Annotated in this window: 14 protein-coding genes and 1 pseudogene; 8 read left to right on the forward strand and 7 right to left on the reverse strand. The window is 50.5% G+C overall.

Going from position 1 to position 20,724, the window contains the following annotated elements:
- Positions 1-25: 25 nt before the first annotated feature.
- From otnI to ltnD, 4 genes are read right to left on the reverse strand one after another with little or no spacing between them, the layout of a single operon-like run.
- Entirely contained in the window at positions 26-799 is a 774-nt protein-coding gene (otnI, locus tag AHA_RS05310) for a 2-oxo-tetronate isomerase (protein WP_011704986.1), read from the reverse strand.
- Positions 796-1,428: a 3-oxo-tetronate 4-phosphate decarboxylase gene (otnC, locus tag AHA_RS05315; RefSeq protein ID WP_011704987.1), complete on the reverse strand. Its 633-nt coding sequence runs from the start codon at positions 1,426-1,428 to the stop codon at positions 796-798. Before otnC ends, otnI begins: the two co-directional genes overlap by 4 nt.
- Positions 1,421-2,671: a 3-oxo-tetronate kinase gene (gene otnK / locus AHA_RS05320; protein ID WP_011704988.1), complete on the reverse strand. Its 1,251-nt coding sequence runs from the start codon at positions 2,669-2,671 to the stop codon at positions 1,421-1,423. The genes otnC and otnK overlap by 8 nt, the downstream gene beginning before the upstream one ends.
- On the reverse strand, positions 2,668-3,576 hold the full coding sequence (gene ltnD, locus AHA_RS05325; protein ID WP_011704989.1) for an L-threonate dehydrogenase: 909 nt from the start codon (positions 3,574-3,576) through the stop codon (positions 2,668-2,670). Before ltnD ends, otnK begins: the two co-directional genes overlap by 4 nt.
- A gap of 255 nt (positions 3,577-3,831) precedes the next feature.
- On the opposite strand from ltnD, the gene AHA_RS05330 reads away from it, so the two are divergent.
- Together AHA_RS05330 and AHA_RS05335 are read left to right on the forward strand one after the other, a co-directional pair.
- Positions 3,832-4,623, forward strand: coding sequence for a DeoR/GlpR family DNA-binding transcription regulator (locus AHA_RS05330; protein ID WP_011704990.1), 792 nt, complete (start codon positions 3,832-3,834; stop codon positions 4,621-4,623).
- A gap of 137 nt (positions 4,624-4,760) precedes the next feature.
- Positions 4,761-4,937: pseudogene (locus tag AHA_RS05335) on the forward strand (IS3 family transposase); the annotation flags it as partial.
- Between the two features lie 64 nt (positions 4,938-5,001).
- On the opposite strand, the gene AHA_RS05340 reads toward AHA_RS05335, so the two are convergent.
- Complete coding sequence (locus tag AHA_RS05340) at positions 5,002-7,698, reverse strand: AAA domain-containing protein (RefSeq protein WP_011704991.1); 2,697 nt, start codon at positions 7,696-7,698, stop codon at positions 5,002-5,004.
- A gap of 1,245 nt (positions 7,699-8,943) precedes the next feature.
- On the opposite strand from AHA_RS05340, the gene AHA_RS05345 reads away from it, so the two are divergent.
- The 5 genes from AHA_RS05345 to AHA_RS05365 all read left to right on the forward strand — a co-directional run bounded on the left by AHA_RS05345 (position 8,944) and on the right by AHA_RS05365 (position 17,948).
- Positions 8,944-11,694: an inverse autotransporter beta domain-containing protein gene (locus AHA_RS05345; RefSeq protein WP_011704992.1), complete on the forward strand. Its 2,751-nt coding sequence runs from the start codon at positions 8,944-8,946 to the stop codon at positions 11,692-11,694.
- 148 nt (positions 11,695-11,842) lie between these two features.
- Positions 11,843-12,550 carry a ZirU family protein gene (locus AHA_RS05350; protein ID WP_043162952.1) on the forward strand — a complete coding sequence of 236 codons (708 nt, stop codon included), beginning with the start codon at positions 11,843-11,845 and terminating at the stop codon, positions 12,548-12,550.
- Positions 12,551-12,792: 242 nt separating this feature from the next.
- The gene (locus AHA_RS05355; protein ID WP_164927561.1) at positions 12,793-14,469 is read left to right on the forward strand and encodes an Ig-like domain-containing protein; all 1,677 of its coding nucleotides are present in this window, start codon (positions 12,793-12,795) and stop codon (positions 14,467-14,469) included.
- Between the two features lie 519 nt (positions 14,470-14,988).
- A complete protein-coding gene (locus AHA_RS05360; protein WP_011704995.1) occupies positions 14,989-15,735 on the forward strand; it encodes a hypothetical protein in 747 nt (248 codons plus the stop codon).
- On the forward strand, positions 15,732-17,948 hold the full coding sequence (locus tag AHA_RS05365) for a putative bifunctional diguanylate cyclase/phosphodiesterase (RefSeq protein WP_011704996.1): 2,217 nt from the start codon (positions 15,732-15,734) through the stop codon (positions 17,946-17,948). The genes AHA_RS05360 and AHA_RS05365 overlap by 4 nt, the downstream gene beginning before the upstream one ends.
- A 24-nt stretch (positions 17,949-17,972) precedes the next feature.
- On the opposite strand, the gene AHA_RS05370 is transcribed toward AHA_RS05365, so the two are convergent.
- Entirely contained in the window at positions 17,973-18,419 is a 447-nt protein-coding gene (locus AHA_RS05370) for a hypothetical protein (protein ID WP_147296087.1), read from the reverse strand.
- A complete protein-coding gene (locus AHA_RS05375) occupies positions 18,370-19,128 on the reverse strand; it encodes a winged helix-turn-helix domain-containing protein (RefSeq protein ID WP_164927562.1) in 759 nt (252 codons plus the stop codon). The genes AHA_RS05370 and AHA_RS05375 overlap by 50 nt, the downstream gene beginning before the upstream one ends.
- A 918-nt stretch (positions 19,129-20,046) precedes the next feature.
- Here AHA_RS05375 and AHA_RS05380 point away from each other — a divergent pair.
- Positions 20,047-20,424, forward strand: a complete 378-nt coding sequence (locus AHA_RS05380) for a winged helix-turn-helix domain-containing protein (RefSeq protein WP_161772503.1) — start codon at positions 20,047-20,049, stop codon at positions 20,422-20,424.
- Positions 20,425-20,724 lie beyond the last annotated feature (300 nt).

The following is a 20,724-nucleotide window of genomic DNA, read 5'->3' on the forward strand; positions in this document are numbered from 1 at the left end:
TCAGACTCGTTCGTGTGTAGGGTCGTTATTGTTGTGCCAGCCAGGTCAAGCCTTGCCGGGTGTTGCCTCTGGGGTTGTATTCACAGCCGATCCAGTCGTGGTAGCCCGCCTGCTCCAGCACCTTGAACAGGTGCGGGTAGGCGATCTCCCCCTCGTCCGGCTCATGGCGATCCGGCACCGAGGCGATCTGGACGTGGCCGATGGCCGGGCCCAGCTTGCCGATGAGACGGGTGAGATCCCCGTCCATGATCTGGGCGTGATAGATATCGAGCTGCACCCCCACGTTGGGTCTGTCTATCTCCTGCACCAGCGCCAGGGCGTCGAGCTGGTGAGCCAGGAAATAGCCGGGCACGTCCCGATCGTTGAGGGGCTCCAGCAGCACCTTGATACCGTCTTCGGCCAGGAAGTCGGCAGCGAAGCGGATGTTGTCGATCAGGGTCTGGCGGTGGGCTGCCAGGCTGCGTGCCGGATCCACGATGCCGCTCATGGCGTGCACCTTGGTGCAACCGAGCGCCAGGGCATAGTCGCGTACGGTTGGCAGGTGGGCGCGAAACTCGGCCTCCCTGCCCGGGATGGCTGCCATGCCGCGCTCCCCTGCTGCCCAGTTGCCCGGCGGCATATTGAACAGCGCCTGGGAGAGACCGTGCAGCTGCAGCTGGCGCGCCAGTTCGGCGGCCGGCCACTCATAAGGGAAGAGGAACTCCACCGCGCTGAAGCCGGCCTCGCGGGCGGCGGCGAAGCGCTCCAGGAACGGCAGCTCGGTAAACAGCATGGTGAGATTGGCGGCAAACTTGCTCATGGTTTTATCCTCCTCAATTCATCAACTTCGGGTTCGCTCAGGTAGCGGATCCGCTGTCCGTGCAGCAGCAGGGCGAGGCGGGCCGTCTCCTCCAGCTCTTCCATGTTGTTGACCGCGTCCACCAGATCTTTGCCGGTCACCACGGGACCGTGGTTGGCCAACAGGAAAGCATTGCCTTCTGGTGCGCGGCGCCCCAGCTCCCCGGCGATGCGGGCATCCCCTGGCTTGTAGTAGGGAATGAGTGGCAACTGGCCGACCCGCATCACGTAGTAGGGAGTGAAGGGGCGGATCACATTGGCCGGATCCAGTCCCTCCAGGCAGGAGAGGGCGGTCAGGTGAGTGCAGTGCAAGTGCACCACGGCCTGGCAGTTCGGCTTGTTGTGATAGATGGCGAGGTGGAAGGCCACCTCTTTGGAGGGGCGATCCCCCCCCAGATGCTCGCCACTCATGCTCACCCGGGCGAGACGCATCGGATCGAGCCGGCCGAGGCAGGAGCCGGTCGGGGTCGCAAGCAGGGTGCCGTCCGGCAGCTTGGCGGAGAGATTGCCGGCGCCGCCGGTGGCATAGCCTCGCTGGAAAAGGGATGCGCCCAGCATCACCATGGTGTCGCGCAGTGCCTGTTCAGTCATGGAAAAACTCCTGTGCCCGGCTGAAGAAGGTTTCGTCACCAAAGTTGCCGGATTTGAGGGCCAGCGAGAGTGGGGCGTCAGTTGCACGCACCCAGGGTACGCCGGGGGCGATCTGCGGGCCTATGTGAAAGGCGGTAATAGCCAGCGCCTGGGTGATGCGGCTCGAGGTCTCGCCGCCGGCGATGATGAAACTGTCTATGCCGGCGGCGCGCAGCAGTACGGCGAGGCGAGCAAAGCACTGCTCCACCGCCTCGCTCGCAAGGTCGCGGCCATGGCGGGCCTGGATCTCGGCCAGCCGGTCCGGGCTGGTGGTGGCGTGGATCATGGGAGCGGGGGTTGCCGGCTGGTCCAGAACCCAGCGTGCCAGTTCGGCCGGGTAGTCGGCTTTCGTCAGGCAAGCTGCCACGTCGAAGGCAAGCACTGGCGCCACCTCCCGATAGTGGGCCACCTGGCGATTGGTCATCTCGGAGCAGGAGCCCGACAGCACCACGGCGCGAGTGCCCAGCGGTCTTCCCGCAGCGCGGGCGGCGGCCGGATTGCCGTTGCCGAGCAACCGGGCCAGGCCGATGGCGAGCCCGGAGCCGCCGGTCACCAGCGGCATCTCGATGGCGGCCTCAGCGATATCCAGCAGGTGCTGCTCGGTGAGGGTGTCGACCACGGCGTAGCGCACACCAGCTTGTGTTAGCTGCTCGAAGGCGTCGGTAATGGCTGCGGGGCCCTGCGCTATGGTGGTGAAGGGCACCAGTCCGGCGCGCCCTGAACCCTGCCCCTCCATCAATCGCAGCAGGTTGCTGTCGGTCATGGGAGTGATGGGATGGTGGCGCATGCCGGACTCGGCCAGCGGCTGGGCGCCGACGAACAGGTTGCCCTGATAGACGGTGCGACCGTTCACTGGCAGGGCCGGGCAGATCAGGGTGAACCGGCTCTCCAGCGCCGCCAGCAGGGCATCGGTGACCGGGCCGATATTGCCGGCCGCCGTGCTGTCGAAGGTGGAGCAGTACTTCTGGTAGATACGCGGGCAGCCGCGTGCCTTGAGCCAGTCGAGGGCGGCCAGCGAGTCGCGTACCGCCTCGTCGGCCGGACAGGAGCGGCTCTTGAGGCTGATCACCACGGCATCGATCCCGCTGAGATCCACCGCCGGCGGGATGCCGGCAAGCTGGAGGGTGGCGAGGCCGTTTTCCACCAGAAAGCCGGCGATGTCGGTGGCCCCGGTAAAGTCGTCTGCAATCACGCCCAGTTTCATTGTGCCTCCTCCATGCCTGGCAGGGTGATGCCATCGAAGATCTTGATGACGGCGCTGTCATCTTCCTTGCCGTGACCTGCGTTGCTGGCGGCGAGGAACATGTTGAGGGCGGTGCTCGCCAGTGGCAGCGGGAAGCGCAGCTCTCGCGCCGTGTCGGCTACCAGGGTGAGATCCTTGACGAAGATGTCGACCGCCGAGCGGGCCTGGTAGTCGCCGGCCAGCACCCGGGCCATGCGGTTTTCGAACATCCAGGAGTTGCCGGCGGCATGGGTCACCACGTCGTACATGAGATCGAGCGAGATGCCGGCGCGGCTCGCCAGCGCCATGGCCTCGGCGGCCACGGCGATGTGCACGCCGGCCAGCAACTGGTGAACGATCTTGACCGTGCTGCCCTGGCCCGGTTCGCTGCCGACCCGGTAGACCTTGCCGGTCACCGCATCGAGCACAGGGGCTAGCTTGTCGAAGGCGGCATCGGCGCCGGCGGCCATCACCGTCATCTCGCCGGCCTCGGCCTTGATGGCGCCGCCGGAGACCGGGGCGTCCAGCATCGGCAGGTCCAGCTTGGCCAGCTCGGCGGCTAGGGCGCTCGCCTCTTCTGCCGCTATGGTGGAAGAGACCATGACGGCAGTGCCCGGTTTGAGATGGCGAGCGAGCCCCTCTTCGCCGAGCAGGATGCGGCGCACCTGGGCGGCGTTGACCACCAGCAGCAGGACGGCGTCCAGGGTTTCGGCAAGCGGGCGGGCATCGGCCATGACGGCGGCTGCTCCGGCGGCCTGCAGCTGTTCCCGGGCGGTCGCACAGAGGTCGATGCCATAGGTGGTGAGTCCGGCCCGCAGACAGGAGCGGGCGGCGCCCATGCCCATGGCGCCCAGGCCGATGACGGCAACGTGATAGGGTCTGCTCATCTCTCAGTTCCTCGATTACAACGAATGAACCGATAGTAGGGGCTTGTGGTGATGAAATATCAGGCAGGTGTCACAAAACTTAACTTTAAAGGTGTTAATTTTTGTTATTTAAAGAGGCGTGGAGCCGATTGAGTGACTTTAATGGAGATGTTCATGTGATTTGTTGTGAATTGTGAGCCTTGATTTGCTTTTTTATCAAAACTTCCCATCCTGCTGGGGTAACATGGACGCTCATTTTAGCGTTACGGATTGCCCATGATCCCCGTAGAGAGACAGCAACAGATCCTGCACCTGCTGGCCGAGCGCGGTGCCGTCAGCATCACCGAATTGACCGAGCGCCTGCAGGTCTCCCACATGACCATCAGGCGCGATATCCAGAAGCTCGAAGATCAGGGGCGGGTCATCTCCGTGTCGGGGGGCGTGAGCCTTTCAGAACGGATCAAGAGCGAACCTTCCCACGCCACCAAGCGCAGCCTGATGCAGGAGGCCAAGCTGGCCATTGCCCACAGTGCTGCGGCCCAGGTTGAGCCTGGCAGTTCCGTCTATCTGGATGCGGGGACCACTTCCCTCGAGCTGGCCCGGGAGCTGGCGCAGCGGGAAGATCTGATGATAGTGACCAACGACTTCATGGTCTGTGCCTACCTGATCGAGCACGGCCGTTGCCGCCTCTATCACACCGGCGGACAGGTCATTCGGGAAAACCAATCCTGCGCCGGCGAAGCCACCGCCCACTTCCTGCGCAATTTGCATCTTGATGTGGCCTTTTTGTCGGCCTCCTCCTGGGATACCTTGGGGATCTCCACCCCCAGCGAGCAGAAGGTGCCGGTCAAGCGTGCCGTGGTGGAGGCTGCCGCGACCCGAATACTTATCTGCGACTCCTCCAAATACGGCAAGGTGGGTACCTTCAACGTGGTGGGCTGGGAAGCGATCGATCAGGTTATCAGCGATGGGCAACTGCCCGAGAGTGCCCGCGAGGTGCTGGCCCAGCACGGCGTCAGTCTCACTCTGGTCGCGGTAGGAGATCACTCCGCAGAGCTGGCAGGTTAGTTTGGGCAGGCATGGTTGTGGCGGGATGTGGGGCGGCTGACACGCCCGCAATCGGCTGAACGGCGGCCTTGGCCTAGAACGAGCAAGGGGTTGGCATCGTGATGATGCCAACCCCGGGATTCGGCAGACAGGCGCGCTTGATGTCGATGATGCGGGGGTATCAGATTGGCCGTTTCAATGTTCGTCGTCTGATGAAGGTGGCTGGGTTGCTTCCCAAGCTGCCCAGCGTTCATCGCTATCAGGTTGCTCGAACTGAACGGTCTGAGATCCCCAATTTGCGGGCTTGTAAGTTTGATGTCCAGCAGCCTCATCAAGAGTCCGATTTAGTTGATCACAGCCAAACGCCCTCTTCTTCCTGTAATTTATTACTCTGAACAACTATTTCATCCAAAGACCAAGAAAGTCGCTGATTCTCTGCTTAATGCCACTATCAACTGTTCTCAGTCGTAGAATGGGAACACGGCATTTATTCAAAATCTCATTTTTCATGGCGTCCCGAGCCGCCTGCACGGGTTGGTCGTGATACCCACCATCGACTTCAATGACCCCTATCGGAGTCTTGCCCACTTTGAAATAGATCACGAAATCGCAACTGGCGCGCCTCATGAACGCCCGCTGAGTTTCCGTCCAGTCGGAGTTAGTCGGTGATGCGAGCTTTTCTAGTCGGATCTGCGTGTGGTACTTCAGAGCTTGGCACGCCGGAGCCGACAGCGCTTCGCGCAGCAACTGCGCTACGATCTGCTCGGACTTGTAGCGTGAATCCTCGGGTCGTAGACGGGCGTTCAGGCGTGCCAAGGACTGATCGTACTCGTGGTACAACAAGTCGAATGCCGACACCACCGGCGCACGCACGATCTGCTCGTCCTGCGCGTAATAGCTGATATAGCGGATCAGTGCGGCGATGTGGCCATTGTTGTCGGTGAACACCTCGTCACCGGTCACCAGGGTGAAGCGATGTTTGGCTCGCGACACCGCAACGTTGATCATGCGTGGGTCGTCGACGAAATCCAGGCGTCCTTGCGCCTGGTTGTAGCGCTTCTTGTCCAGCACGGTAGAAAAGACGATCTCGTCGCACTCGCGCCCCTGGAACTTGTGCACCGTGTCATTGACGAAGTCCGCTGGCAGGTGCTTTTCGGAGAGGCTGACCTGTGCCCGGAACGGCGCGATGTAACCGCGACCTTCACCGTCCACTGCGACGGGCGTCCCCTCGTCTTCGAGCACCTTCAGCAAGGAGTCCAACTCCCGAAGGTTGGTGTTCTTGCGTGCGTGGTTGCCCTTGGCGGTCACCACCAGGCGCAGGGGCTCCTCGCCGTTGTCCACGGTCATCGGCACCAGTGCGTTGTCATAGAACTGCTGGTTACAGAACTGAATTATCCTGGGGTGGCAGCGGTAATGCTCCTTCAACAGCGTCCTTGGCAGTGCGTCCTGGAACACGGCAATGCACGAATCCAGCAGGCTGTAGCGCTCGCAATCGTAGGCCTCGGCCGGCGCCTGCAGCCCCAGTTTCACGGGGATGTGCGGCAATTGGCGGTTGTCGCCGACGACGATCAGGTTCTTGGCGCAGCCCAGCGGCAGGATGCCCGGCACTATGTCCTGCAAGGAAGCTTCATCGATGATCACGTAGTCGAGGATCGCCCCCGGCGCGATCGAGTTGACGATGGAGTGCGTGCCGCTGCCCAGGATAGGGAAACGCTGCACGAAGGCATCAAAATCCATGCGGTAGGTTTTGACATCGAAGCTGTCTCGCGGCGGAACCTGGCCTTGCAGATGCTGTTTCAGATGGTGCATAGATGCGGTTGTCAGCTCTTTGAGCAAGGCCGTGAAATTTGCGCGCGACAAGGATTCACGGCACGCCCGCAGCTCGGTTTCTTTATCCTGCAGCGACTTGTCGTAGTAATGCATCTGCAGGGCATGGAACGCGGCCATTCGCGCCTCGCCCTCGGCTAACGGCTTGGTGCGAAAGACTCTGAATTTGAACAGCAGCTCTATACGGTCCTTGAGCTTCACGCGCTGCTCGCCCAGGTGCGCCAGGTAAGCCATGAGGTCGGCAGTCTTGCGCGGGGTCAGCCCGTACTTGTCCAATGAGCCTGTGGCCTGTACTCCGTTTTCTGCCTGCCACTGCTGCAGGTAGCGCCGCTCGATGACCAGCTCGTCCAATTCGATCTGCAGTTGTGCCGCCCGATTGTGGTCTTGCAGGTGCTGCTTCAAGCGGGTAAGCAAGCCCTGGATCTCTTCCTGGGACGGTGCCGGCCTGGGCGCACTGGCGGGCCATGCAGGCAGGTTGGCGAAGAAGGCCTCGCGGTTATCCTTGTTGCCAAGCTTGGCAACAAGGTAGCCCAGACCGCATTTCTCCAGCTTTTCGTAGACGTTTGCCACGGCTGCATTGTTGTTGGACAGCACCGCTACTGTCTGCCCGCGCAACAGGATGTTGGCGAGGATGTTGAGGATGGTCTGGGTCTTGCCGGTTCCCGGTGGGCCTTCGATCACGCTGACTTGCGCGCTGAACGCCCGCTCGACGGCCTGGTACTGGCTTTCGTTCAGCCCGAACGGATAAATGAGCCCCTGACCTGGGGCGAGCATGCCGTTGCGCCCGGTGCAATAGGCTTGCAAGGCAGTGCTGGCGATAGCGGGCAGTTTTCCAAGCTGAGTCACGACATTGCTGGCTATCTCACGATCATCCTTCGATTGCGCTTGAGCGTGTCGGGCACTCGCAACCGCGGTGAAATAACTGAAGACCGGCGTGTCTTTGATCGAGGTAGGGGCGGAGAAGACGATGCCGTCCATTTTATGGACATAGGGCCTGTTGCCGCCCAGGTAGTGCACCACGGCATATCGCTCACCGTAGATCACCGCTTTGTCGATAGGTTTGACGATCGTGCTGCCAGGTTTGGTCAGCAGTACATTGCTCAACTCGCGGGAAGGTGATACTTGGCAATGATTGAGTGGGCGAGTGTATTTTTTACTGGAGGGAAAATGACAGGTCACTTCCAGCGTTTCGTGCTTGTCGTTCCAGCGAATCGTCCAGTCGCTAATTTTTGCGGTTTTGTCCTCACCATCAACCAGAATCGATATCATGTATTTTTAATCCCTAGGCGCATTACGTTCAGTTTTGCCTCACGCCAAATACTACGGTTGCCAAGGAGGAACATATTGCCATCATTCCATGCAAGTATGGAGAGCTGGCTCATGTGTTTATCCATCTTTCGGGTGTGAATGGGGGCGCCGCGTGTCTCCAAAATGGTATCTGAGTACCAAGGTAGCGAATGTTAAGTTTTTACTGATGAGAGGTGATTGCCATGAAGGTTACGACGCTCGGTATCGAGCGGGTAAAAAATCTTTTCGCATTACATGGTGTTATTCAACATGGCAAACGGGTCTTAAGCAATAGTTGAAATGGAGTCAGATGCTCTCTTCTTTAGCAATAGGAGCAGCATGAATGCATGCGGTATAGCCCATTGCAGGGTCTATAACCATCAAACTATCCTAAGGACAATCACCTGCTTATTACATCTAAAGAGGCAACAGTCCGTATCCCATCTAGCAAGAACACTAGGCTACGGATAAATGGCCACTGTAGGAATGAGGGTATTGGTGATGCGAGAAGGAAGTGCTGGAGCGCAGGAAGAATATATTGAGGTATCACCGTCGTTCGCTGGCATAGACCACAATTTATCAGTTCAAGCTGTCGCAGGAAAAATCACACTGAAAACATACCCCAGCTTGGTGAGGCTGGAAAATCATGGTTTACTGGGATTTTGCCTACTTAGCACTATGAGTAGGTTTAAACATGTAGCAGCTTTCGCCGTAGTAGGGGGGGCAGCATGAAGTAGAATCATTCCAGTTGCGGATGTTCTGGTGAGATAGCGAACTGCTGGTCAGTGGTTCCTGTAGTTGATGCAGAAATATCCCATTGTGGAGAGTGATAATGATACTGATGTGAATATTTTTTGTTGATTTTTTTATTTTAAGATTTAGAGAATAAAAATTATTTAGGCCAAGTAAAGATCATCAATCTCTTCATAGAAAAACTGAACTCAAGCTGTTCTAAGAGTAAGTATGATTGTGCACGCGCTCACATATTTAAAAATATGTGAAGTAAGCTTGCTTGGCATTTATTGGTTTCAATGCGGTCCCTTTTAATCATTATTGTGATTGCTGTCACTAAAAATGATACATTTATTAGATGGATAGCAAAGAGTGTAGCTTTACTAAATTAAATTTATTATTTATTTATTAAATATTAACAATTTAATTGATCGCACCTAGATACAGCCACTCTTATATAGTCCCGCCGATAAAGGTATACCTCAGGGGCTATTAATGAACTTCACACCAAGCAAAGTCCATCAGTTTTTTTGGACTTATCTCTTTTTAGGACAGCAGGCATTATTTCCTGTGGTGTATGCGGCTGGATCACTCTTTACATTCGCTTCTGAGCAACCTGAACTTATCCGCTATCTCATCAAAAAGGGAGATACGCTTGATTCTGTCTCACGCCAGTTTGGGGTGGTGCCACATCAACTGTTGACATTAAACCGCCACCTGAAACTCGATGCACCTTATCTGGTGGTTGGGGAGACCATAAATGTACCACGACCACAGACCTTGCCCATATTAGTTAGCGAGAATCCACTGTACCTGAAAGAAAATACAGAGAGTCACATTAATGTGGAACAAAAAGTGGCTCAGCATGTTACTCGCCTGGGGCAGGCACTCACAGCACTTGAAGAGGGGAGGGAGGCTGGTTTTGAAAATGAGAGTGAGATAGTTAAAGGTGCGCGTCGTGCACAGCGCAATAGCATAGCTGCCTCTGGAGAGCAGGTGCCGACATCTGCATCGCGCTATGGCTCGGAGCAGGAGGTGCAGTACTGGCGTCAGCAGCTCGCGACACAGTTTGAAGAGGAGGCCAATGCGTATGCTGCATCCTTGCTGGGGGCGATGGGCACAGCCAGAACCCGGGTGACGCTGGATGACGATTTCAATATGGTCACTGCCGAGGCGGATCTCTTGTTGCCGCTTGCTGAAGAGCAGCAGACTCTGTTGTTTACCCAGTTTGGTCTACGCCGAAATGGGCAGGATCGTACCATTGCCAATCTGGGGGTGGGCCAGCGTCATTTCCTCGACCGCTGGATGCTGGGTTACAACCTGTTTGCTGATTATGACCTGACCAATCGGCACTGGCGTGCGGGAGTCGGAGCTGAGGCGTGGCGTGATTATCTCAAGTTGGGCGCCAACTTTTATACCCCACTGAGCAGTTGGCGTGACTCCCCACGGTTTGAGGGTATGGAAGAGCGCGCAGCACGCGGCATGGATGTGCGTCTTGAGGCCTATCTGCCAGCCTATCCGCAATGGAGCGCATCCCTCACTGCTGAGCAGTATTTGGGGGAGCGGGTTGGCTTGCTGGACGCTGATCAGCTTGAGCGCGATCCGCATGCCATTACTGCTGGTCTGCACTATAACCCCTTCCCGTTACTCAAGATGGATGTCGAGCAAGTTGAAGCGAGCGGCAGGCAACATGACACCCGCTTTACGCTGGGGCTGGAGTGGAAGCTCGGGGCAACGCTCTGGGACATGCTGAACCCGTCCAGTGTCGACAAGTCGTTGGCGGGTATGCGCCACGATCTGATTGAGCGTAACAATGACATGGTGCTTGAGTATCGTGACAAGGTGCTCCTCAAGGCGTCTCTCAACGACCAATATTCCGCGGTTGAGGGGCAAGCACTGACCTTGACGCTCAACATCCAGCATTCCCGTCAGATAGCCTCCATCCAGTGGTTGGGTGACGTCCTGGGGCTCAGTGGGCTTAGCCCGGCTGATACGGCTGGGCAGGACAAACGCGCCCTCACACTCCCGTCCCTGCCCACCTATCGTATTGGCCAATCCAATCAATATCCGGTCGTTGCCATCGTCACCGACATCGATGGCCATGAAGCCATTGCGGAAGGGGTTGTTGCCGTTTCGGAAGACTCTGGGCTGCAACCTGCTATCCAGTTGGCAGAGCACTTTGTTCAACTTCTACCCGGTGCTCACTACCAAGTTGACTGGGGGGTTGTTGACCCCCGTCAGAAGCCCGCCAAAGCACGCAATGGGATCCCGATTGAGAGCATTGAGGGGGATGTTGAAGCGGACCGCGATGGTTACCAGTACCGCTATCGCCTGACATTTCAAGGGCCTGGACAGGTACTGACGGGGCGTGAGCTGGTTGCACCCGGGCAACCCAACCCCGGCACGCGGTATCGCTTGGATGTTGAGGTCATCTTCCCGAGTGGTCATGTGGCGCGTGACAGCATGGAGTTTGAGTTTATTGATGACGCGACGGTGCCGGGGGCCCCGACACTGACAGCGGCCGACAGCAATGGTGACGACAAGCCGGAGGTCACTGGTAAAGCGGAACCAGAGAGCACGGTGACCATTACCTGGCCGGATGGCTCGACCAGCACCACGACTGCAGATGTGGATGGCAACTACACCCTGGAAGCTCCGACGGTGCAGGGGAGTGGCACCATCACCGCCACGGCTACCGACAAGAGCGGCAACACCGGGCCGGCTACCAGCGTGAACTACATCGACTCAACGGTACCGGGGGCCCCGACGTTGGCTGCAACGGATAGCAATAGCGACAACAAGCCGGAGGTCAGTGGCAAGGCAGAGCCGGACAGCACGGTGACCATTACCTGGCCGGATGGCACAACCAGCACCACGGCTGCAGATGTGGATGGCAACTACACCCTGGAAGCTCCGACGGTGCAGGGGAGTGGCACCATCACCGCCACGGCTACCGACAAGAGCGGCAACACTGGGCCTGCTAGCAGTGTGAACTATCTCGCGAGCTTGGTGGGGGTGACGATTACCGGGCTGGTTGACGGCTTTCCTCAGGTGGGAGCGGTACTGACGGCCGTGTCTGACTGCGGCTCGAGCGCCTGCCGTGCAGGACTGACCTGGCAGTGGCAGATTGAAGATGGTGTCGGCAGTGGAAATTTTGTGGATATCGGTGGGGCGACCAGCGTGACCTATTTACCCGCGCGAGAAGATCAGAAGAAACGGGTGCGCGTCATTGTTGCGCCGCTGTGAGTGTCACCAAGAAGTGCGGAGGTGATGTCTGGGACGCTGAGTGCCTTGGTTCACTGGTATGCAAGAGCCGTGATGGTTAGGCATCCGTTGTGGTGTGTATCGGCGCTAGGTAAATCATTTTTTATAGCCAAAAGGAAGAGAGCAAGTGATGAGAAAGCAAAAAATCGCGGTATCGGTAGCAGTGGTAATGTGGGGGGTGACCAGTGGCGCCAGTGCGCTAACGTCAGCTCCAACCGATGCCGTTAAGGGGCGCGCCCCAACGTTGGATAGTGCATCTTTTACCTATACCGATGCTAATGGCAATGGTCGGGTGGATGTGAACGATACCTTGCAAATTGTCGAAACCGGTTTTGGTGACTTGGATGGGGATGCACCAGTAACTAGTGAATACAAGTGGTATCGCGATGGGACACCGATTGTTGGTGCGACGGGCAACAGCTACACCCTGGTTGCGGCAGACCTGGGTACAAAAATTACTGCCAGTGTCATTCCGCAAACCGACTCGATAACAACCGATCCGTATCAGGGGACTCAGGTGGCAGTGAGTGGCGCTCCCGATGGCGATGACTCTGTTGATGTGGTTGATCCCAATGAGGTGGATGCCGTCGAGATCGTCATTGCGGCCACTGACGCTGCGCTTGCTGGCAATCCGATTGTCTCCACCGAACTCAGGGCCAAGGTCACTACCAGCGCCGGGAATATAGGTACGGCGACTGATTATACCTATCAGTGGATGATTGAAGACTCTGTCGGGGCGGGTACTTACAGTCCGATTGCTGGCGTCACCAGCGAAACTTACACCCCGGGCAAGGATGATCAGAAGCGCAAGCTGCAGGTGGATGTCACCAAGAAGTAAAGTCATCACCAGCCCCGACTGGCTGGGCATGATATCCGGACCATCGCCAGCAGCAAGAGGTTGATGGTTATCGGATGGATAACGGGTTGTCCTGCCTTGCCAGGGAAGGCGAGGTGGGCACATCAATCAGCAATACAGGGCGCTCGTGGGCGCCCACCATTTAACCAGCCTGGCCCGTGAAGATGGCGAAGCTGGCTAGTTACAGCAGGTGATGGTGCTGTCGTAAACCGGAGAGTGTTTGAATGAAGGTGATATCTCGTTATTTGTCATATCTGGCACTGTGGATGGTGCTGTGGCAAACGACAGGAGCAATGGCCGAAAGTGCCAACACCCTGTCGGTGCAGGGGCGTGCGCCAGTGGCATCTGGCGTGACACTGACTGGCCCGGCGGCGCCATTGGTGGGGGATACCCTGCTGGGAACATATACCTTTAATGATCTGGATGCCGATGAGGAAGAGGGCAGTGTATTGCGTTGGCTAAATAATAGTGACATCGAACTCGCCAGAGGTGATCGCTATCTGTTGACCGATGCCGAACGTGGCAAACAGCTTCGCTTTGCTGTTACCCCGGCCACCAATCCGGCGGTGACTGATCCGCATGAGGGGGCAGAGGTAAGCAGTTCTCTCTCTGCGGTGGTGCAGGGGCGGCCAGACCCCGCCAAATCCACCTTCAGTGCCAACAAGTCCACCATAGTGGCGGATGGGGTTGATAACGCAGTTCTGACGCTGACCCTCAAAGACGACAATCAAGCACCGGTAACCGGCATCAGTGATCGGGTTGCGCTAGGCTACAGCGGTGTGGATACAGATGTTATCTCCCTGACTGAAAACGATCTGGGCAATGGCATCTATGAGTACATCCTGACGGGGACCAAGTCTGGCGTTGTCACTCTGACGCCACAGCTGGATGGCGCTCCCTTGACCACTATCCCTCAATCACTGCAGGTGACTCTGGCCGCTAACCCAGCCACCACGAAAGTGGTCCAACTGGTGACCACAACAGACAGTCAGCCTGCGGATAACGTCAGCGCTGACCTGCTGACAGCGACTGTGCATGATATTGAGGGGAACCCCATGCAGGGCGCTAGCGTGGTGTGGTCGCATGGGAGCACCACGGCAACCTTGGGCGCAGCGACAAGCGTGACCGACAGTAATGGTCTGGCAACGGTGAGCCTCATCAACACCCGGGCTGAGACAGTCGCCGTGACGGCCAGGGTTCAAGCCAATTCCGGTGACTCGGGCATGACCAGTGATGCCAACTTCGCACTCTATCCGGTGCTCGATACATTAGCCGTAGGGACCAATAATCAGCCCGCCAATAATAAGGCCTTGAACACAATAGTGGCCACATTCAAAGACCTTGATGGGGCGGTTCTGGCAAATGTGCCGATCACTGTGCAGTTCACTGCTGACAAGAGCACTGTCACGTTCGATAACGAGTCGCCATGGACGACCACTACCAATGACGCTGGTGCGGTGATCGTGTCACTGCGTAACAACGTGGTTGAGAATGTTGAGGTTACGCTATATGCGACAAACAGCAGTACAGTGCAAAAAGTGGCCTCGGTTAACTTTACAGAATTGATGATATCGAGATTCCTCAAGCCGGATCCGGCCACCATGAATTGGCTAGATGCCGACAACTATTGCAATAACATCGGGCGCCGTTTACCGACGGTGGATGAATTGAGAGCATTGTTTGTCGAGGTGTCCCCTTCCTTTGGTCAGAATTATGAATTGTGTTATGTTCATGGATGGCCAATGGATGGCAAGTGTGGTGGTACCTACGATGACTATTGGACGAGTGAGAAGTATGTTCCCCATGGTACTAGCGCTCATGCCGCCGTCTATATGCACACCGGTGCTGTTGGTGGATTCGGTGACACACAGCCTAGTCAGGTAGTATGCATACGTCGTTGAGAGGCTGTTGTTTCCAAAAACGATGAAAGTTGAATGCAACTAACCGGTGATAGTGGTGATAGTGATCACCACTATCACCTTCAAATTTGTGCTGTAGGCTATTCACGTCATCGCATTAAAGAATAAGAATAATATCCATATACTGCAGGCCATTGAGCATGGTATTGATATTTACAACCAATCTGATGCAGTATTATGACAGATAATCCTCTGTTATCTTGCGATAGTATCTGAAGGCAGTCTGTAATTTGCATTTACAGCTTAAATAAGCAATGGGAATATCATGATACAAGTTATTTAGAACAACTCATTATGCTCCTGGTTATTACATTGCCTACAATTAACGTGAGTGCTTGTAAGATTGTCTAAAATATTATTTTAAATCAAACTTTTGTTTTTCAAGTCTTGTTTTGGATAGTGGTTTTTATTATTTTATTAATCATCTACTTTGTGATGGTTCAACTTAAAATATCAATCTTCCTAATTTAAAAATCATAGACCGGTAAGATAGAGGATTGAATGGAACAGGATAGCAGTTGGAGCATCGGCGAGGATGATATTGAGTGGTGGAATAGCTACACTCGATTGTTTGTGCAGGATCTTTATAGCAAAGATCCCAAAAAAAGAATGGCTAGCTTCTATTTCAGACCAATCAATATGGAAGCTGCTTCATTCTATAATTCCTGTGATCACGATTTGCTTTTGATGATCACCTATGTACAAATGTCACTTCTTGAAGAGTGTTGCAAAGCATATCATCAAGCAGGACGTCGGCCATGTCAGTTATTTTTTAAGGCTGAACCAAGAGTATTGCCACAAATATCTGGCCAGCTAATAACATTAATGGATAGTCTGCGCTCTCAAAAGATAGAGTTGATTCTTGACGTGAATTTGCCAAATCATAAAAATGATAAGGAGTGGCAAAAATCACTTTTTAAAATTATAGATAGTGGTCATATGGTCTGCCTGGGTGGTTATAACTGGAAAGATAATGAACCTCAAGATTTTCAGATGGTTAAAGAGCTATTTAAATATGTCAGGTTAGGGCCTCCTCCGTCCAATCTGGCTGAAGTTAATCACTTTGTTGATACCTGTTTCTATATTAAAGAAAAACTGGCAATGCAGCTTATATTAGACAGGGTGCAAAGTCAGACTGATCTTGATATAGCCTGCCGAACACCATTTTTTGCATTGATGGGAGATTATATTTCAACTGCTCATTTAGCAAAAAACCTGGAGGATGTCTCCTATAAGGTCATGTTATGAGTGCAATTAAGAACACTACACTTGTTGTTGCATTGTGTGCATTAACTCTCTGTAATATTATTTATCAAGCCGTATTCCATACATTGACAAGTGATGGGCATCATCATTCTGAGTACAGCATTATTTGGGCACCTAATGCTTATCTGATTTTTTTTCTATGGGCATTTGGTCGCTACATACATAAGTCAATCTCATGGATATCAATTTTCATGACAGTAATAGGGTTCAACTTACTCTATTTTAGTAGCCAAAATTATCCAATAGGAATGGGATCTTACTGGTCATCGTTGATAATGTATGCTGTCAATAATACTGTCTTTATCATTGGCTTTCTATTTGTGTTAAATTTTTGGAAATTTTCAGCATCTTTATTTTCAAAAGACAATGAAGTATTATCATTTCTATGGCTTCATTTTGGTGGAGCCTTATGTACTTTTATTGCAAGTATATCAGTTCTGGTTTTCCCTAGTTCTTCAGAAAAACTAGTATATCAGCTGTTTGCAGCAAACCTTATGGCATTTACATTTTTTACATCATATCTTTTTTTGTCAGAGCAATTCATACCTGACAACAAAAACATTAAAATGATGAACTTTAGTTTATTGGTGTCATTATCCTCAATCGTTTTTTATATAGTGAATGAATTTTTTCATACCTTATCAAAGGAAACATTTGCATTAATCTTGATGGCATCATTTATTTGTCTTTTTATTAGATCCAGACCCTATGTGAGAATTGTTGTCGCGGCGTTGGTCTCAGCTTTATTTGCTGCTGTAAATGTAGCCTTGGACTTATCTCTTTATGATTTCATTTTATTTTACAGTATATGCATCAGTACCAGCATTATCTTGATAATGCGGAAGAAAGAAACACATATTATACATGCGCTGCAGAAAACGGTAGATGAGCTTAGAAAAAGTAAACTAATAGATCCTTTGACCGGCTTGCTTAATAGAGAGGGATTCAAGAACATATTAAGTGAAAAATGTAACTCCAATAAAGAGTTTTTGGTTGCATATGCAGATCTTGATAAGTTTAAAGAAATTAATGATTTTATGGGGCATGCTGTCGGTGACCTTGTATTAAAAATATCTTCAGCAAGGATGTCGTCAATTTTAGGCATGAATAGCCCTGTCGCTCGCCTCGGTGGCGATGAATTTGCTTTTGTTATTCCTGGTGAGAAAAGTATGGCCCTGCAGCGTTGTCAGGAACTAATCGAAAAAATAACGCAGCCCATTGCACTAGGGGAACGCACATTTTCAATTGGTATTTCTATTGGCGTTAGCTCTTATCCTCATCAAGCAACAGCATTAGAAGAGTTGCTTGATAAAGCCGATATGGCTATGTATGCGGCCAAATGCTCCCATGACCGTGCGCCAGTGTATTTTGAAGAAAAAATGGACTGCCGAAAGAGTCATGAGACATTTTATTTACAAAGAACATTCAATATAGATTTGATGCTGGGGGAATGTTATGCAGTATTCCAGCCGCTACATGATATTCAGCTGGGTGGAATTAAGTCATTTGAAGCATTGCTGCGACATCCTAATTTAAGCACGGTTGATATAATTCAGTGGGCAGAAGATTATGGTCATATGAATGCATTGTTTGAACTTATGGTGCAATGTGCAGCGAATTTTATTCTAACGTCAGGTTATCCCGTTACAGTTAACATATCTCCATCTCAGATCATCTTCAATGGTGGGATGATCAGAAACATTATGGAAAAAGTAATCATTGAATATAAATTGCCACGCAATACATTAAATTTAGAAGTTACTGAGTCGGTGCCAATCGTTGAACAGTCGGTTTTCATTAATGCTATTGGCCAAATCAAAGAACTCGGAGTAGAGGTTTACCTTGATGACTTTGGTACTGGCTACGCCTTTTTTTCTACATTAAGTATGGGGGCATTTGATGCAATCAAGATTGATAGAAATTTAGTTTCTGGCATTAATAAATCACTATCAATGCAGCGCCTTTTAAACTCCATATTAACTTATGCGAACGAAGCGGGCATGTACGTAATAGCTGAGGGTGTTGAAGAGGAAGACGAGCTTTGGGTGTTAAAGAACTTGGGGGTAAAATATGTACAAGGGTACTATTTCTCAAAACCAATGAGAGAAGATACCATGTTAATCTACATAGAAAGTTGGCACGCAACTAACAAAGAAGGCATCTATCAATATAAAATTAATAGCTACGCCACTTAAAGTTATTTGATGGTAGGAATAGCATTACCAAAAGCCTAACTTGCCAGCCATATTCACTTTATAAATACGATACGATGGGTTTCTTAGAAGAACCCAATCGTATTGCCCCGCATGAATTTGCTTAGCCGAGTATATATAAGCATCGCTAAATCTTACATTTAGGCCATCATCAAAATCGAATAGAGGTTTGGATAGCTCTTTTGAATAAACTACAAAAAAAAATAAGTCATTGTGCTTTTTTGCCAGAATCCCTTTAAAAAGTTTTTTTTCTCCACTGAGCTTGTTCCATGCGATTGTTTCTACAATGCCTAATCGGCATGTACTTATATATTTCATTTTAACATCATTTGCCTCAGAATTATAATTACATCCCATGCCATTGATAACTGGGGTAATAATATAAACATGGAGGATTATAAAACTAGTCAACGCTATAAACTTTAATGTTTTGATCATTGTTGTCATACCCATAAAGATAAGCACCATATTCTTTTTGTATATTTTCTTCTATTAACTTTCGCTTGCTTTCATTTAGTTCAAAAACGCCACATATCTTTGTTTTTCCGCTTAACTGATAGCAGTAAAGTTCACCTGAAGAAAAAAAATAAATGATACTCAATGACAGAATCGCTACGCAGTACAGCGAGAACAATGTTTTGATGAATATTTTTTTAAAATAACTGCCATGTCTTTCTTGCGCTATGCTCGTTGCATTAATCTTGGCCATGTCACCAATGGCCTCATCTACTTTATATGAATATGATTCGGTTGTTTTACTCTCTGTATTTATCTCATTTTTATTTTTTGGTGAATCACAAGGAAGTTGCCGAACAATCATGTTAGATTGGATCTTGTCTGCTTCTCCATGCAATATATAACCCCTCCGGTGAACAGTTTCTATATTAAAGGCACCATCAGTTTCTTGTAGTACTTTTCTGATGTTTTTTATAGCAACTGCCAGTGAGTTGGGAGAGACGAACTTGTCAGGCCACCCTTCTTCAATCAACTCCTCTTTACTGGAAAACTGATTTAATTTTTTTAGTAAAGAGGCAAAGATGAGGATCTCGCTTTTGCTTAATCGAGCAATCACTTCTGAGTTCCATGTGATGTCACCTGAGATAGCGTTGTAGTCTAGCATTCTAAAACCACCAACGATTAAGTTAAAAATTAGTTTCTTCATCTAATGATGAGCTACTCACCTTCTGCGATAGCCCTATCTTATTAGATATTCTATATGTGTCTTTGGTATAGTTGCAATAGCATTAACTTGGTATTTTTTATTATTACCATATTACTTAGTGTCCACATATATTATAGGCTATTGTCAACAGTATGCATTCTTATATTATTTTGTCTTAAAAAGTTGAAATCACTTTCTACTTGAACTGTTTATAAAAACAATCACTAAATTTCTAATTGCTGTGTTTTGATAAGTGTATGGAGAGTATTATATCATGCTCATTTCATGTGTTTTAAAAAAAATAGGAGCGCAGGGCCTTACTAAAAATAGGTTATAAAATATATATTAGATATAATTTGTTGTTCGATGTAATTAATTATTTGTTAGTATAGTGAATTATCCTTAGAAAGGGATTTTATAGGATTATTAAAGGAATTATTTGTACTTGCGGTTAATTAATAGCGTATCAATTTGACCATCGCGTAGTTATTTTCTGATACTATAAATAGGTGAGTTATCAATTTAAGGTGGAACCCTGAGCGGTATTGTATCGTCATTGTAAATTAAAATAATTTATTTTTGAGAGCAAATTAAACTATGTGACTGTGATTTGTTCTTGTCTCTAAAAGAGCTTTAACCAAGCGGGGTAAAGCTTACCCAACATGATGGTTTTTACGTTCAATGACACGATAAGCTCTATACCAGTACTTCCCGATCATTCTTTAGTTATGAGAAGATGAAAAAACAATGAAATTGCCATGTCAATAGAGTTTGGTTGTCTCGCAATGCATTGATATATAAGTATTTTTTATTTTATGAATTTATTATTTTAGTATCACTACATTTTGATTGAAAAATAAGATTATTGTTGCGTTAGTTATCGTAAAAATAATTCTTTATGTATTGAGGTGACGTGATATGTATTTAAAGATGGTTAATAGAGACAAGGGCGTTGCCTTTGATCTTCAACATGGAATTGTCGAATATAAAGCTCTAGGTGGATTGGTTGTGCAGTCTAGACTAGGCAAAAAAGACAGAGATGTATTGATGTACCTGATAAATAATGTAGGGCGACTGATCTCTAAAGATGAGATCCTACATAATGTTTGGGCTAATCGAATTGTATGTGAGAATACAGTTTCAGTTGCATTGTCAAATATCCGGAAGTTTTTAAGAAAAGCAGATGAGGATTGTTCATGTTTAACAAATGTATCTGGTTCTGGTTATATTTTCAATCCAGCTAAATCGGGGTTTAAATTAGAAAAAGAACATAAAGTGAATGATCTTGTTGTGTAAGTGGTGATGTTTATGAGAATCAGTATGTTTTTTAGAAAAGTATACATTGGTGCTGATTTTTAATTGCAGTTGATAGCTATTTTCAAGATGATTTATGTGATTGCTAGCACTCTTATTTATTCAACTATCATTTTCATTTAATTATTCTTTCTGGTTTTTATAAACGATCATGTACATTACTGAAAAGAGTCTAAATTACGTTCAGTTTAATGAGGGGTATTTTGCGCCAGCTCATTAAGATGACTGCATTTTGAGGGTAATTACGATAATTTTTTAGTTGTATTATGTGATGAAGAAAAA

This window comes from Aeromonas hydrophila subsp. hydrophila ATCC 7966, from assembly GCF_000014805.1.
Lineage (GTDB): Bacteria > Pseudomonadota > Gammaproteobacteria > Enterobacterales > Aeromonadaceae > Aeromonas > Aeromonas hydrophila.

Bases quoted from the DNA above. Each gene is read 5' to 3' on its own strand.
- otnI (WP_011704986.1), bottom strand. From the start codon at position 799: ATGAGCAAGTTTGCCGCCAATCTCACCATGCTGTTTACCGAGCTGCCG.
- otnC (WP_011704987.1), bottom strand. From the start codon at position 1,428: ATGACTGAACAGGCACTGCGCGACACCATGGTGATGCTGGGCGCATCC.
- otnK (WP_011704988.1), bottom strand. From the start codon at position 2,671: ATGAAACTGGGCGTGATTGCAGACGACTTTACCGGGGCCACCGACATC.
- ltnD (WP_011704989.1), bottom strand. From the start codon at position 3,576: ATGAGCAGACCCTATCACGTTGCCGTCATCGGCCTGGGCGCCATGGGC.
- AHA_RS05330 (WP_011704990.1), top strand. From the start codon at position 3,832: ATGATCCCCGTAGAGAGACAGCAACAGATCCTGCACCTGCTGGCCGAG.
- AHA_RS05340 (WP_011704991.1), bottom strand. From the start codon at position 7,698: ATGATATCGATTCTGGTTGATGGTGAGGACAAAACCGCAAAAATTAGC.
- AHA_RS05345 (WP_011704992.1), top strand. From the start codon at position 8,944: ATGAACTTCACACCAAGCAAAGTCCATCAGTTTTTTTGGACTTATCTC.
- AHA_RS05350 (WP_043162952.1), top strand. From the start codon at position 11,843: ATGAGAAAGCAAAAAATCGCGGTATCGGTAGCAGTGGTAATGTGGGGG.
- AHA_RS05355 (WP_164927561.1), top strand. From the start codon at position 12,793: ATGAAGGTGATATCTCGTTATTTGTCATATCTGGCACTGTGGATGGTG.
- AHA_RS05360 (WP_011704995.1), top strand. From the start codon at position 14,989: ATGGAACAGGATAGCAGTTGGAGCATCGGCGAGGATGATATTGAGTGG.
- AHA_RS05365 (WP_011704996.1), top strand. From the start codon at position 15,732: ATGAGTGCAATTAAGAACACTACACTTGTTGTTGCATTGTGTGCATTA.
- AHA_RS05370 (WP_147296087.1), bottom strand. From the start codon at position 18,419: ATGGGTATGACAACAATGATCAAAACATTAAAGTTTATAGCGTTGACT.
- AHA_RS05375 (WP_164927562.1), bottom strand. From the start codon at position 19,128: ATGAAGAAACTAATTTTTAACTTAATCGTTGGTGGTTTTAGAATGCTA.
- AHA_RS05380 (WP_161772503.1), top strand. From the start codon at position 20,047: ATGTATTTAAAGATGGTTAATAGAGACAAGGGCGTTGCCTTTGATCTT.